Raw genomic sequence first — 13,837 nt, forward strand, 5'->3', positions numbered from 1 at the left:
AAAGCCCCGAATGAACGTTCATTCGGGCCGCGAACCTGAATGAATGTTCGTTCAGCACCGAGCGAGACTCAGTCCTCCGGGTCGTAGCCCAGGTTCGGCGACAGCCAGCGCTCCGCCTCGGTCATCGTCCAGCCCTTGCGCCTGGCGTAGTCGGCGACCTGGTCCTGACCGATGCGGCCGACGACGAAGTACTGCGAGTCCGGGTGGGCGTAGTAGAGACCGGAGACCGAGGCGCCGGGCCACATCGCCATCGACTCGGTGAGCTCGATGCCGGTCTGCTTCTCGACGTCGAGCAACGACCAGATGGTCTGCTTCTCGGTGTGGTCGGGGCAGGCCGGGTAGCCTGGGGCGGGTCGGATGCCGGTGTATTTCTCGGCGATCAGGTCCTCGTTGGTCAGCGCGCCATCGGCCTCGTCGGCGGCGTAGCCCCAGAACTCGGTGCGTACGCGCTGGTGGAGCCGCTCAGCGAATGCCTCGGCGAGGCGGTCGGCGAGCGCCTCGAGCATGATCGCGGAGTAGTCGTCGAGGTCGTCCTTGAACGCCTTGACGCGGTCGGGCAGACCGATCCCGGCGGTCACCGCGAAGGCGCCGACGTGGTCCGGACCCGCGCCGACCGGCGCGACGAAGTCGGCCATCGACTTGTTGGAGATGCCGTCTCGGTGCTGGCCCTGCTGACGGAGCTGGAACAGCGTCGCCCGCTCCTCGGTGCGCGAGGAGTCGGTGTAGACGACCACGTCCTCACCGGTCGAGTTCGCCGGGAAGAGACCGTAGACGCCGCGCGCCTCGATCCACTTCTCCTCGATGATCTTGTCGAGCATCGCCTGGGCGTCGTCGAAGAGCTTGCGCGCCGCCTCACCGGTCGCCGGGTTGTTGAGGATGTCGGGGAAGCGCCCCTTCATCTCCCACGAGTTGAAGAACGGCTGCCAGTCGATGTAGTCGCGCAGCTCGGCGATCGGATAGTCCAGCAGCGTGTGCACACCCAGCTGTGCAGGTTCGGCGGGCAGCGTCGAGAAGTCGATCTCGGGCTTGTTGGCCTTCGCCTGGACGTGGGTCAGGGAGACCCGCTCGCGCCGCTCCGCGTGGCGCGCGCGCAGCGAGTCGTAGTCGTCCTTGATCTCGGCCATCAGCTTCTCGCGCCGGCCGGCGTCGAGCAGGGCCGCGGCGGTGGGCACCGATCGGGAGGCGTCCTTGACCCAGACGACGGGACCGTCGTAGGCCTTGTCGATCTTGACCGCCGTGTGGGCTCGCGAGGTGGTGGCACCGCCGATCAGCAGCGGCAGGTCGAGCCCGACCCGCTGCATCTCGGTGGCGAAGCCGACCATCTCGTCCAGCGACGGCGTGATCAGGCCGGAGAGACCGATGATGTCGGCGTCGTGCTCCTTGGCGGCGTCGAGGATCTTCTGCGCCGGCACCATCACGCCGAGGTCGATCACCTCGTAGTTGTTGCACTGCAGCACCACGCCGACGATGTTCTTGCCGATGTCGTGGACGTCGCCCTTGACGGTCGCCATCACGATGGTGCCGTTCTTGGTCTCGGCGTCACCGGGCTGCTTCTCGGCCTCGATGAACGGGATCAGGTAGGCGACAGCCTTCTTCATCACCCGGGCGCTCTTGACCACCTGCGGGAGGAACATCTTCCCGGCGCCGAACAGGTCGCCGACGACGTTCATGCCGTCCATCAGCGGGCCCTCGATGACCTCGATCGGACGACCGCCGCGAGCTGAGATCTCGGCGCGGAGCTCCTCGGTGTCGGCCTCGACGTAGGCGTCCAGGCCCTTGACCAGTGCGTGCGTGATCCGCTCGCCGACCGGCAGCTCGCGCCAGGCCTCGGCCTTGGCCTCCGCCTCGGGAGTGTCCTTGTTGAACCGCGAGGCGATCTCCAGCAGCCGCTCGGCGGCGTCGGGGCGCCGGTTGAGCACGACGTCCTCGATGCGGTCGCGCAGCTCCGGGTCGACCTCGGAGTAGGGCACCAGGGCGCCGGCGTTGACGATGCCCATGTCCAGGCCCGCCTCGATCGCGTGGTAGAGGAAGACCGCGTGGATCGCCTCGCGCACCGGGTTGTTGCCACGGAACGAGAAGCTCACGTTCGAGATGCCGCCGGAGACCTTGGCACCCGGGAGGTTCTGCTTGATCCAGCGGACCGCCTCGATGAAGTCCACGCCGTAGGTCGCGTGCTCCTCGATGCCGGTCGCGACCGCGAACACGTTGGGGTCGAAGATGATGTCCTCGGGGTCGAAGCCGACCTCGTCCACCAGGATCCGGTAGGCCCGCTCGCAGACCGCGATGCGACGCTCGTAGGAGTCGGCCTGGCCGTCCTCATCGAAGGCCATCACGACCGCGGCGGCGCCGTAGCGCTTGCACAGCTCGGCGTGCTCGACGAAGGACTCGACGCCCTCCTTGAGCGAGATCGAGTTGACGATCGGCTTGCCCTGGACGAGCTTGAGACCGGCCTCGATGACCTCCCACTTGGAGGAGTCGATCATGATCGGCACCCGGCTGATGTCGGGCTCGGAGGCGATCAGCGTCAGGAACCGGGTCATCGCCGCGACCCCGTCGATCATGCCCTCGTCCATGTTGACGTCGATGACCTGGGCACCGTTCTCGACCTGCTGAGCGGCCACGGACAGCGCGGTGTCGAAGTCGCCGGCCTTGATCAGGTTGCGGAACTTCGCCGACCCGGTGATGTTGGTCCGCTCCCCCACGTTGACGAAGAGGCTCTCCTCGGTCACGTTGAACGGCTCCAGCCCGGAGAGCCGCAGCGCGGGCTCCACGGTGGGGACGTTGCGCGGCTCGACACCCTCGACCTGCTTGGCGATCTCGGCGATGTGGGCCGGGGTGGTGCCGCAGCAGCCCCCCACCAGGTTCACGAACCCGGCGGTGGCGAACTCGTGGACATGGCCCGCGGTGTCGCTCGGGCCCTCGTCGTACTCGCCGAAGGCGTTGGGCAGCCCCGCGTTCGGGTAGCAGGAGACGAACGCGTCCGCGATCCTCGCCAGCTCGGCGATGTAGGGGCGCATCTCCTGGGCGCCGAGCGCACAGTTGAGGCCGACGAGGAGCGGGTCGGCGTGGCGTACGGAATCCCAGAACGCCTCGGTGACCTGCCCGGACAGCGTGCGGCCGGACGCGTCGGTGATGGTGCCGGAGATGACGACCGGCCAGCGTCGGCCGTATTCCTCGAAGACCTGCTGCACGGCGAAGATCGCGGCCTTGGCGTTGAGGGTGTCGAAGATGGTCTCGATGAAGATCAGGTCCGAGCCGCCCTCGAGGAGCGCGCGGGTCGCCTCGGCGTAGGCGTCGCGGAGCTGCTCGTAGGTCACGTTGCGGGCGCCGGGATCGTTCACGTCAGGGCTGATCGAGGCCGTACGCGTCGTCGGACCGAGCGCGCCGGCGACGTAGCGCGGCTTCTCGGGCGTGGAGTAGATGTCCGCGGCCGCGCGCGCCAGGCGAGCGGCCTCGAAGTTGATCTCGTAGGCCAGATCGGCCAGGTCGTAGTCGCTGAGCGAGACCGCGTTGGCGTTGAACGTGTTGGTCTCGATGATGTCCGCGCCGGCCTCGAGGTATTCGCGGTGGATGCCCTCGATGATCTGCGGCTGGGTCAGGTTCAGCAGGTCGTTGTTGCCGATCAGGTCGGTGTGCCAGTCCTTGAACCGCTCACCGCGGTAGCCGGCTTCGTCGGGACGATCACGCTGGATCGCCGTGCCCATCGCACCGTCGAGCACCATGATCCGCTCCTCGAGGGTGGCAGTCAGGGTCTCGGTGACATCAGGGCGCAGACTCACTCTAGTTTCCTCTCCCGGCGGGCAGGCTGGTGTGCTCAGGCTTTGCCTGGACACGCTACGGCCTCGGTGTCTGGACAACGCCATCTCATTCCGCATCCTGACACCGCCGGTCCACCAGGTGGGAATTCATGAGGTGTACGGCGGGTGAACGACGCCGTCGGGCTGGTCCTCATGACTAGGGTGGAGATGTGATCGAGATCGAAGAGACCCGCGACCTGGTCGATCCTGTGGTGATCGCCGCGTTCGAGGGATGGAACGACGCGGCCGACGCCGCCTCCGGCACCGTCGACCATCTGATGGAGGTCTGGCACGCGCGGGTCGTGGCCGAGATCGATCCCGAGGACTTCTACGACTACCAGGTCAACAGGCCGGTCACCGGCACCGACGAGAACGGCTTCCGCTCCATCACGTGGCCCACCACCCAGGTCGCCGTCTGCTCCCCGCCCGACCTGGACCGCGACATCATCCTGGTCCGCGGGATCGAGCCCAACATGCGCTGGAAGCAGTTCGTCGGCGAGATCCTGGAGTGCGTCGACGAGCTCGGCGGACAGCTCGTGGTGACCCTCGGCGCGCTCCTGGCCGACGCCCCGCACACCCGACCGATCCAGGTCTCCGGCACCGCCACCGAGCCCGACCTCGTCGACCGGCTCAAGCTCGACTCGCCCTCCTACGAAGGCCCCACCGGCATCGTCGGGGTCCTGCAAGAGGCCTGCGTCCAGTCCGACATCCCCGCGGTCTCCTACTGGGCCGCCGTCCCGCACTACGTCGCCGCGCCGCCCTGCCCCAAGGCCACCCTCGCGATCATCAACCAGCTCGAGGACCTGCTGCAGTGCTCCGTCCCCCTCGGCGACCTCCCCGAGGACGCCCGAGCCTGGGAGCGCGGCGTCAACGACCTCGCCGAGGAGGACGAGGACGTCTCCGACTACGTACGCTCCCTGGAGGAGGCCCGCGACACCGCCGACCTCCCCGAGGCCTCCGGCGACGCGATCGCCCGGGAGTTCGAGCGCTACCTCAAGCGGCGTACCGACGACTCCTGACCGCCGAAGCGTCACCCGCGTCGGCCGAAGCGTCGCTCGCGTCGGCCGACGCGTCATGCGATGACGCCTCGGCCGACCTAAGCGACGTCTCGGCTAGAGCTTGATGCCCAGCGCCGCGTCGACGAGCTCGGTGATCGTCTCGCCGGCGAGGGCGTCGGAGGTCTCGGCGAGACCACCCTCGCCGAGGGTGGCGGCGACCCAGGCATCGACGGCCTCGACCGCGCGCGGAGCGTCCAGGTCGTCGGCCAGAGCACCGAGTACCGTCTCGACGACCGGGGCCGCGGGCGCGCCACGGCCGAGGGCAACGGCCTTGCGCCACTCGGCGACCTTGTCGACGGCGTCGAAGAGCTTGGCGTCGGTCCACTCCCAGTCGTCGCGGTAGTGGTGGCCCAGGAGCACCAGCCGAATCGCCATCGGGTCGATCTCGGAGTTGCGCAGGGCGGAGACGAAGACGAGGTTGCCGCGCGACTTGGACATCTTGTGGCCGTCGTAGGCCACCATCCCGCCGTGGGTGTAGATCTCGGCGAACTCCTTGCCCGCCGAGCGGGCGTGGGAGCCGGACATCTCGTGGTGCGGGAAGACGAGGTCGGAGCCACCGGCCTGGACGGTGAACCCGGCGCCGAGGTGCTCCAGGGCGATCGCGGTGCACTCGATGTGCCAGCCGGGTCGACCGGGACCGTAGGGTGAGGGCCAGGCCGGCTCGCCGGGGCGCTCGGCACGCCACAGCAGCGGGTCGAGCGGGTCCTTCTTCCCGGCCCGCTCGGGGTCGCCGCCGCGCTCGCCGAAGAGCTCGAGCATCTCCTCACGAGACATCCGCGACTCCTCGCCGAAGGCGTCGTCGACCGCCACCGAGGCGTAGACGTCCTCGTCGACCTTGTAGACCGCACCGGCCTGCTCGAGCTCCTCGATCAGGGAGACCACCAGCGGGATCGACTCGACGGCGCCGATGTAGTTCTGCGGCGGTACGACCCGCAGCGCCTCCATGTCCTGCCGGAAGAGCTCGGTCTCGCGCTCGGCGAGCGCCTCCCACTCGATCCCGACCTTGTCGGCCCGCTCGAGGAGCGGGTCGTCGACATCGGTGACGTTCTGGGTGTAGCCGACCTCGTAGCCGGCGTTCAACCACGCCCGGTGGAGCAGGTCGAAGGCGACGTAGGTGTTGGCGTGGCCGATGTGGGTCGCGTCGTAGGGCGTGATGCCACAGACGTAGAGCGATCGGCGGCCCTGACCCTCCGTCGAGACGACCGCATCCCGCTGATGGTCATAGAGCTGCACCTCGGGCCCTTTGACGGACAGTTCTGGGACATCGGGTGCAGACCATGCGCGCATGGGTGCAGCCTACTTGGCGGACCTCACCTGTCTCAGAACGGCGGCCACGGGATGACATGGCGGTCGTGCTCCGGGCGCGGAAAAACGCCCTCAGCAAGCAGTCGCTCGCAACGCAGACCGAGCGCCTCGACCTCCCTCCCGGTGAGGTATGCGGCCAGCTCCCGCCCCAGGGAACCAGACAGCCCGGCGAGGACCGCCCGGACTCCGGAGAGCTCCTCCTCGGAGAAGGACAACCCTCGCCATCCCCACAGGATGGTGCGCAGCTTCGGCTCGTCGTGGAAGGTCAGCCCGTGGTCGCAGCCGTAGCGGCGCCCGTCGGCCAGCGGCAGGATGTGACCGCCCTTGCGGTCAGCATTGTTGGTGATCGCGTCGAAGACGGCCATCCGCCGCAGCACCTGGGTGTCCTCGTGGACCAGGGTGACGACCCGGTCGTGCTCGTCGAAGCCGTCGAAGACCTTCAGGAAGCCGGACGGAACCTCCCCCTCCGGCACGATCGTGACCGGTTCGACGGTCTCGTCGGCGTGGATCCAGCGCTGGATCATCCCTGGGCCGTGCGGCCCCTCACCGAGCCAGGTCTCGGGGACCACCGACCAACCGAGCACCTGGGAGACCAGGTAGGAGGCGACCTCGCGGTGCGCGAGCTGCCCGTCGGGGAAGTCCCACAGCGGCCGCTCCCCCGCGATCGGCTTGTAGACCACCTCGGTCTCGCCGAGCATGGCCAGGAAGGTCGCGTTGGAGGCCGTCGTCAGCCGACCGACGAGCTCGAGCGTCCCGGTGCTCTCCGGGACGCCGGGCGCGACATCTGGGGCCGAGTCCACCGGATCAGACCGGGTCGCGCCGCTTGAACCCGTTCGCCCGGACGCACAGGTGGCCTTCGGGGTCGATCGGGTTGCCGCAGAACGGGCAGTTGGGACGCCCAGCGCCCAGCACCGCCTCGGCACGCTTGACGAAGGCACGGGCGTTGCCCGGGTCGAACCGCACCAGGAGCACCTCGTCGGGCTCCGGCTCGTCCAGCTCGATGGCCGCCACCGCGTCCTCGTCGACCAGCTGGCCGGACTCGTCGACCTCGGCGATGATCTCGCTCTCGCTGATCGGGAAGACCTCGAGCACGACCTTGTCGACGTCGGGATCCCAGGCCAGCGTCATGGTGCCTGCCCGGAACTCCTCCTCGATCGGCTGCTCCAGCGGCCCGTTGTCATCGAGGTCGTAGGGCGCGATCGCCGGGACCACGGCGGGGGCCGAGCGCATCACCTCGTCGAGGAGCTCGTCGAGCCGCTCGGCGAGCACGGTGACCTGCTGCTTCTCCAGGGCCACGGAGACGACTCGTGCTCCTTCACGCGCCTGGAGGAAGAACGTACGTGACCCGGGCTCGCCGACGGTTCCGACGACGAATCGCTCGGGCGGGTCGAAGGCGTGCATCACAGGCATGCTCAAACCTTATCCAGCACCGCCCAGATCGTTCACAGCCAATCCGTCCTCGGGACCCGAGCCACCGCCGACGACGGCGTCGTCGTTGCGGCGCCGCGACGGCTTGCGGCCCTTCTTCGAGGCAGCCCGCTTGGACGAGCCCTGGGGAGCCAGCCAGGAGAGGTCGCCGGCGTGGGTGTTCGTGGCGAGGACGGAGGGACGCCCCTCGCCGTAGCGGACCACGGAGATCGAGGCCGGGTCGACGTGCAGCCGCTGGAAGAGGTCCAGGTGCATGCCGAGCGCGTCGGCCAGGATCGCCTTGATGAGGTCCCCGTGGCTCACGCACAGCCAGACCGCCGAGTCGCCGTGGGCCGCCGTGACGGCGGCATCGTGGCGGCGTACGGCCTCGACTCCTCGGGCCTGCATCGCGGGCATCGACTCGCCACCGGGGAAGGTGACCGCGGAGGGCTGGGTCTGGACCGTCTTCCAGAGCTTGCGCCGCGCCAGCGACGCGAGCTTCTCACCCTGCCACTCGCCGTAGTCGCACTCGGAGACACCGTCCTCGACGACGACGGGCGGGAGGTCCGCGCGACCGTCCAGGATGGCCGACAGCGTCTCCTGGCAGCGCTCCATCGGGCTGGTGACGGCCAGCGCGAGCGGGACCGGCGCGATCCGATCGGCGGCCGTGCGTGCCTGCTCCAGGCCACGCTCGTCCAACCTCACTCCGGGAAGCCGGCCGGCCAGCATGCCGGATGCGTTCGCCGTCGTACGGCCGTGTCTCACCAGGATCATCGTCGCCACGATGGCCGAGACTATCGACAACCGCGAAGGCCCCCGGCATGCCCTAACCTGACAACGTGATCGTCGACAGCGCTCTCTACCGCGCCGGTGCGCGCGAACAGGCCGACTGCGCTCCTCACGACTACGCGACGCTGCGCAGCGGGGTGAAGGACGAGGGCGATTTCGTCTGGCTCGGGCTCTATCAGCCCAGCCAGTACGAGCTCGACGAGGTCGCCGGGGCGTTCGGTCTGCATCCCCTCGCGGTCGAGGACGCGCTGGCCGCCCACCAGCGGCCGAAGCTGGAGCGCTACGAGGGCGGGATGTTCCTCGTCGTCAAGACGCTGTGGTACGTCGACGCCGAGGACGCCGTCGAGACCGGCGAGGTCGCCTTCTTCATCGGTGCGGACTACGTGATCACGGTCCGCCACGGCCGCGGCTCCCGGCTGACCCCGGCCCGCGAGCTGCTGGAGACCAGCGACGAGCACCTGCTCACCGAGGGCCCCTACTCCGCGGTCCACGCCGTCGTCGACTACATCGTCGACGGCTACGTGGACGTCGCGAACGAGCTCACCAAGGACGTGGACGAGGTCGAGACCTCGGTCTTCTCCGACGAGCGCACCCACGACTCCGCCCGGATCTACCGGCTGCGCCGCGAGATCGCAGAGGTACGCCGCGCGGTGATGCCGCTGCGTGAGCCGGTGCGCCGCTTCGCCAACGGGGAGGGCGGGATCGACCCCGATCTGCGCCCCTACTTCCGTGACGTGCTCGACCACCTCTCCTCCATCGTGGAGGCGATCGAGAACCTCGAGACGCTGCTCTCCTCGGCCTTCGAGGCCCACCTGGCCCAGCTCTCGCTGCAGCAGAACGAGGACATGCGCCGGATCTCCGCCGGTGCCGCCCTGGTCGTGGTGCCCACCCTGATCGCCGGGATCTACGGGATGAACTTCACGCACATGCCCGAGCTGGACTGGAGGTTCGGCTACCCGTTCGCGCTGCTGCTCATGGTCGCCGTCGTGACCGGGCTGTGGGTCTTCTTCCGGAAGTCCGGCTGGTTCTAGGTGCGAAGTCGCTGCCTAGTGCAAGAACGTGAACAGCGGTGAGTCCGGCTCGATCCGCTCGATGAGCAGGTCGCTGGCGCCCATCCGCTCCAGCAGGCCGTCGAGCCCGTCGGCGGAGTCGAGGTCGATGCCGATCAGTGCGGGGCCGTGCTCGCGGTTGGACTTCTTGACGTACTCGAAGACGACGATGTCCTCCCCGTCGGCCAGGACGTCGTCGAGGAAGCCGCGCAGCGCGCCGGGGGCCTGCGGGAACGAGACCAGGAAGTAGTGGCGCAGACCCTGGTGGATCAGTGCCCTCTCGAGCACGTCGGCGTAGCGGGAGACGTCGTTGTTGCCGCCGGAGAGGACCGCACCGACGCGGGTCGCGCCACGCAGGTCGATCTGCCCCAGGGCGGCCACGGCGAGCGCCCCGGCGGGCTCGGCGATGATCCCCTCGGTCTGGTAGAGCTCGAGCATCTCCACGCAGATCGCGCCGACCGGCACCGAGACGAGCTCGTCGACGACCTCCTTGACGATCGGGTACGTCACCTTCCCCGCGGTCGCCACCGCGGCGCCGTCCACGAACGTGTCGAGCGTGTCCAGGCGCACCGGCCCACCGGCCTCGATCGCGGCGGCCATCGACGCGGCGCCCTCGGGCTCGACCCCGATGATCCGGGTCTGCGGCCAGACCTCGCGCACCCAGGTCGCGACGCCCGAGGCGAGCCCGCCACCGCCGACGGGCAGCAGGAGGACGTCCAGCGGCGAGGAGACCTGCGAGGTCAGCTCGTAGCCGACCGTGCCCTGCCCGGCGATCGTGCGCGGGTCGTCGAAGGCGGAGACGTAGGTGGCACCCAGTCCGCGCCCCAGCTCGTAGGCGTAGGCGGAGGCCTCGTCGTAGGTCGAGCCGTGCAGGGTCAGCGTGACGTGCGACCCGCCGAGGGCGGTGATCCGGTCGCGCTTCTGCTTGGGCGTGTTGGTCGGCACCACGATCTGCCCGGGCACGCCGAGGCGAGCGCAGGAGATCGCCACACCCTGGGCGTGGTTGCCGGCGGAGGCACACACGACGCCGCGCTCGAGCTCCTCGGGGGCCAGCGAGCTCATCAGGTTGTAGGCGCCGCGGACCTTGTAGGACCGCCCGAGCTGCAGGTCCTCGCGCTTGAGCAGCACCTCGGCGGCGTACCTCTCCGAGAGTCTGACCGAGCGCTCGACCGCGGTGCGCGTGGCGATCGTGCGCGCGGCGGCTTCCTCGATCGCAGCGGGTGTTACGGCAGGCTTCTTGCCAGACTCAGACACATGCCTGAGTTTGTCACGATCACCACTCGGTGAGCACACCCGCGCCGAGAAGCACCAGAACCGTGAGTCCGAGGACGACCCGGTAGATCACGAAGGGGGTGTAGGTGTGGTGGGAGAGGTACTTGAGCAGCCACGCGATCACGGCATAGCCGAGGACGAACGAGACGATCGTGGCGACGATCGTCGGTCCCCAGCCGTAGAGGTTGGCGCCGTGGGAGATCTCGCCCATCTCGAACAGACCCGCCCCGAAGACCGCCGGCAGCGCCAGCAGGAAGGCGTAGCGGGTCACCGTGGCGCGCTCGTAGCCGAGCGCGCGTCCCATCGAGATCGTCGCCCCCGAGCGCGAGACGCCGGGGATCAGCGCACAGGCCTGGGCGCAGCCCATCAGGATCGCGTCCCGCCAGGACAGGTCGTCGAACTGCTTGCGGTTCGCCCCGATCCGGTCCGCGATCCCGAGCACGATGCCCATGACGATGAGCATGGTTCCGACGATGTACAGGCTGCGCAGGTCGTGCTCGATGATGTCCTTCAGCACGACGCCGGCCACCCCGATCGGGATCGAGCCGACGATGATGAACCAGCCCATCCGGGCGTCCGTGTGGCTGCGCAGCTCCGGGTTGAAGAGGCTGCGGAACCAGGTCACGATGATGTCGCGGATGTTGCGCCACATGTAGACCACCACGGCCAGCTCGGTGCCGATCTGGATGACGGCGGTGAAGGCCGCACCGGGGTCTCCCCAGCCCAACAGCTCGGGGAAGATGCGCAGGTGCGCGCTCGAAGAGATGGGCAGGAACTCGGTGAGTGCCTGAAGAACGCCCAGTGCGATCGCCTGCAGATAATCCACGGGCGGACACTCTAAGGGGCATGTACGCAGCGCCCGACCGTCGCCTCCCCGCCGGAGTGTCGGCCGTCACTGCCAGCGTGTCCGGCCGGGGCGGCGCGGAGGGCCCGGATAGATTGTCCTCATGCAGAGCCGACTCCTCGGAGCCACTGGGCTGCGAGTCTCGTCTCTCGCCCTGGGCACCATGACCTGGGGCAGCGTGACCGATGAGCACGAGGCCCGTGAGCAGCTGGCCGGCTTCACCGAGGCCGGCGGCACGCTCGTCGACACCGCGGCGGGCTACGGCGACGGCGCCTCCGAGGCGCTGCTCGGCTCGCTCCTCGCCGAGGGTGTCGTCGCCCGCGACGACGTGGTCGTGGCGACCAAGGGCGGGATCACCTGGCGTGGCGGCGACCGGGGAGTGGACACCTCCCGCGGTGGACTGCTGACCGGCCTCGACGCCTCGCTGAAGCGACTCGGCGTCGACCACGTCGACCTGTGGCAGGTGCACGTCTGGTCGTCCGAGGTGCCGCTCGAGGAGACGCTCTCGGCCCTCGACATGGCGCTGAGCAGCGGCCGCGCCGCCTATGTCGGTGTCTCCAACTACAGCGGATGGCAGAGCGCCCAGGCGGCGACCTGGCAGCGCGCCGTGCCGGGGCGGGCGACGCTGGCCTCGACGCAGGTGGAGTACTCGCTGCTCGCCCGCGACATCGAATACGAGGTGCTGCCGGCCGCCGAGGCGATGGGGATGGGTCTGCTGGCCTGGTCGCCGCTGGCGGGCGGCGTGCTGACCGGGAAGTACCGCACCGGCATCCCTTCGCAGTCCCGCGGTGCCGACCCGAACTTCTCGGCCCGGGTCGATGCCTACGACGACGAGCGCTCCCGCGGGATCGTCACCGCCGTCGCGAAGGCCGCCGAGGGCCTGGAGTGGACGCCGCTGCAGGTCTCGCTGGCCTGGGTGCGCGACCGCCCCGGCGTCACCGCGCCGATCCTCGGAGCCCGCACCGCCGCGCAGCTCAAGGAGGCGTTGCAGGTCGCCGAGCTCACCTTGCCGCCCGAGATCGCGCTCGCCCTCGACGACGTCTCCGCCGTCTGAACCTGCCTGCCAGGCGCAGGCACCGGGTCAGCCGTCGGCCGTCCAGGCCCGGCACAGCCACCACGCGGTGATCCCACCGAAGGTGCTGTGCGGGTCGATCCCGGTGACGGCGGCGAACCGCTGGACGCGGTTGCGGACGGTGTTCTCGTGGATGAATCGCGTGCGCGCGACGACCGAGGCCTCCCGATCGGCCTCCAGCCACGCGCGTACGGTCTGGGCCACGGCCTCGGCGGTGGCGCCGAGTTCCTCCTGCGCGGCGCGGTGGTGGGCCGTGAGGGCGGCGGCGAGATCGGCACGCGAGAGCAGTGCGGCGATCGGCGCGACGTCGCTGATGTGGACCGGCCCGGACAGGCCGGACGCCTCGGCCGCCGGGACGGCGGCGACGGCCAGCCGGTGCGCGACCCCGAGCTCCTCGGCCGCCACCGGGCCCGCGATCCCGACGACCGGGCTGCGGTGATCGGTGCTGCTGGGACGGAAGGTCGGCGGGCTCGACAGCACCGCGACCAGGGTGTCCCCGACTGTGGCGGCCAGCCCGGGACCGGTGCCGTCGGCGAGGCGACGCACCGCGGCGGTGGACGCGGTATCGTCGGGGCGGGTGACGAGCACCCACAGCCCGGCCCCGGCTGCGAAACCCAGCTCGGCGGCGGTGAGCGCGGCAGCGGAGCCGCCCTCGAGGAGGCGTCGCATCGACTCCGCGTCACGGTCCCAGGGGCGATGGGCCCGCGGAGTCTCGCGGTGGGCGCGGATCAGCCGGGTGCGTACGGCATCGGCCCAGTCGTCATAGAGCTCACGGGCGTCCAGGAGGGTGTCGGCGGGGATCCCGGCCGCCTCGGCGAGCTCGCGGGTGCGTGCCCAGATGGCCCGCTCGGAGATGCGCACCGAGCCGAGCACCACGTCGATGGGGATGCCTTGGCGCGCCCGGTTGACGGCGAGCTGCTCGACGACGGTCAGCTCCGCCTCGGTCGGCGCACGGCGAGCGGCCACGGCGCGGCCGGCAGCGGTGAGAAGCACCCGGGTATGGCCGGTGATGTCGGAGACGGGCAGGGTGGCCGACTCCTCGACGTGGCTGCGCACCGCGGCGACGACCGCAGGAAGCAGGTCGTCGTCGGCCAGCACCCGTTCGATGAGGTCGACGACGGGCTCCCAGTCACGTGGTCGGGTGGGCATGGCCCGATCATCGCGTGGATTGTGGCCGGCCACAATCCACGCCGTCAGATCGGTGATCGTCGCCAGTCCGACGATCGTCGAGGAGACCTAATGTT

11 protein-coding genes are annotated in these 13,837 nt (G+C 69.6%); 3 read left to right on the forward strand and 8 right to left on the reverse strand.

The window, feature by feature from the left end; genetic code table 11:
• Positions 1–68: 68 nt before the first annotated feature.
• The gene (metH, locus tag WBG06_RS00190) at positions 69–3,779 is read right to left on the reverse strand and encodes a methionine synthase (RefSeq protein ID WP_336733932.1); all 3,711 of its coding nucleotides are present in this window, start codon (positions 3,777–3,779) and stop codon (positions 69–71) included.
• A 188-nt stretch (positions 3,780–3,967) separates the two neighbouring features.
• On the opposite strand from metH, the gene WBG06_RS00195 reads away from it, so the two are divergent.
• The gene (locus WBG06_RS00195; protein WP_336733934.1) at positions 3,968–4,816 is read left to right on the forward strand and encodes a PAC2 family protein; all 849 of its coding nucleotides are present in this window, start codon (positions 3,968–3,970) and stop codon (positions 4,814–4,816) included.
• 93 nt (positions 4,817–4,909) lie between these two features.
• On the opposite strand, the gene mshC is transcribed toward WBG06_RS00195, so the two are convergent.
• From mshC to WBG06_RS00215, 4 genes are read right to left on the reverse strand one after another with little or no spacing between them, the layout of a single operon-like run.
• Positions 4,910–6,142, reverse strand: coding sequence for a cysteine--1-D-myo-inosityl 2-amino-2-deoxy-alpha-D-glucopyranoside ligase (gene mshC / locus WBG06_RS00200; RefSeq protein ID WP_336733936.1), 1,233 nt, complete (start codon positions 6,140–6,142; stop codon positions 4,910–4,912).
• 32 nt (positions 6,143–6,174) lie between these two features.
• On the reverse strand, positions 6,175–6,960 hold the full coding sequence (locus WBG06_RS00205) for an SCO1664 family protein (protein WP_336733938.1): 786 nt from the start codon (positions 6,958–6,960) through the stop codon (positions 6,175–6,177).
• A 4-nt stretch (positions 6,961–6,964) separates the two neighbouring features.
• Complete coding sequence (locus WBG06_RS00210) at positions 6,965–7,570, reverse strand: DUF3090 domain-containing protein (RefSeq protein WP_336733940.1); 606 nt, start codon at positions 7,568–7,570, stop codon at positions 6,965–6,967.
• Positions 7,571–7,579: 9 nt separating this feature from the next.
• On the reverse strand, positions 7,580–8,341 hold the full coding sequence (locus tag WBG06_RS00215) for an MSMEG_4193 family putative phosphomutase (RefSeq protein WP_336735630.1): 762 nt from the start codon (positions 8,339–8,341) through the stop codon (positions 7,580–7,582).
• A gap of 65 nt (positions 8,342–8,406) precedes the next feature.
• Between WBG06_RS00215 and corA the strand changes: the two genes are divergently transcribed.
• A complete protein-coding gene (gene corA, locus WBG06_RS00220; protein WP_336733942.1) occupies positions 8,407–9,387 on the forward strand; it encodes a magnesium/cobalt transporter CorA in 981 nt (326 codons plus the stop codon).
• Positions 9,388–9,402: 15 nt separating this feature from the next.
• On the opposite strand, the gene ilvA is transcribed toward corA, so the two are convergent.
• Both ilvA and WBG06_RS00230 read right to left on the reverse strand, forming a co-directional pair.
• Positions 9,403–10,659, reverse strand: a complete 1,257-nt coding sequence (gene ilvA, locus WBG06_RS00225) for a threonine ammonia-lyase IlvA (protein WP_336733944.1) — start codon at positions 10,657–10,659, stop codon at positions 9,403–9,405.
• Between the two features lie 19 nt (positions 10,660–10,678).
• Positions 10,679–11,503, reverse strand: a complete 825-nt coding sequence (locus tag WBG06_RS00230; RefSeq protein ID WP_336733946.1) for an undecaprenyl-diphosphate phosphatase — start codon at positions 11,501–11,503, stop codon at positions 10,679–10,681.
• A gap of 121 nt (positions 11,504–11,624) precedes the next feature.
• On the opposite strand from WBG06_RS00230, the gene WBG06_RS00235 reads away from it, so the two are divergent.
• Positions 11,625–12,575, forward strand: coding sequence for an aldo/keto reductase (locus WBG06_RS00235; RefSeq protein ID WP_336733948.1), 951 nt, complete (start codon positions 11,625–11,627; stop codon positions 12,573–12,575).
• A 27-nt stretch (positions 12,576–12,602) separates the two neighbouring features.
• Here the strand turns inward: WBG06_RS00235 and WBG06_RS00240 are convergent, their stop codons facing one another.
• Positions 12,603–13,742: a helix-turn-helix domain-containing protein gene (locus WBG06_RS00240; protein ID WP_336733951.1), complete on the reverse strand. Its 1,140-nt coding sequence runs from the start codon at positions 13,740–13,742 to the stop codon at positions 12,603–12,605.
• Positions 13,743–13,837: the final 95 nt, after the last annotated feature.

This window comes from Nocardioides sp. CCNWLW239, assembly GCF_037137035.1.
GTDB lineage: Bacteria > Actinomycetota > Actinomycetes > Propionibacteriales > Nocardioidaceae > Nocardioides.

Excerpts from the sequence above, each read along its gene's own strand:
- WBG06_RS00235 (WP_336733948.1), top strand. The coding sequence starts at position 11,625 with ATGCAGAGCCGACTCCTCGGAGCCACTGGGCTGCGAGTCTCGTCTCTC.
- WBG06_RS00210 (WP_336733940.1), bottom strand. The coding sequence starts at position 7,570 with ATGCCTGTGATGCACGCCTTCGACCCGCCCGAGCGATTCGTCGTCGGA.
- WBG06_RS00240 (WP_336733951.1), bottom strand. The coding sequence starts at position 13,742 with ATGCCCACCCGACCACGTGACTGGGAGCCCGTCGTCGACCTCATCGAA.
- mshC (WP_336733936.1), bottom strand. The coding sequence starts at position 6,142 with ATGCGCGCATGGTCTGCACCCGATGTCCCAGAACTGTCCGTCAAAGGG.
- WBG06_RS00215 (WP_336735630.1), bottom strand. The coding sequence starts at position 8,341 with ATGATCCTGGTGAGACACGGCCGTACGACGGCGAACGCATCCGGCATG.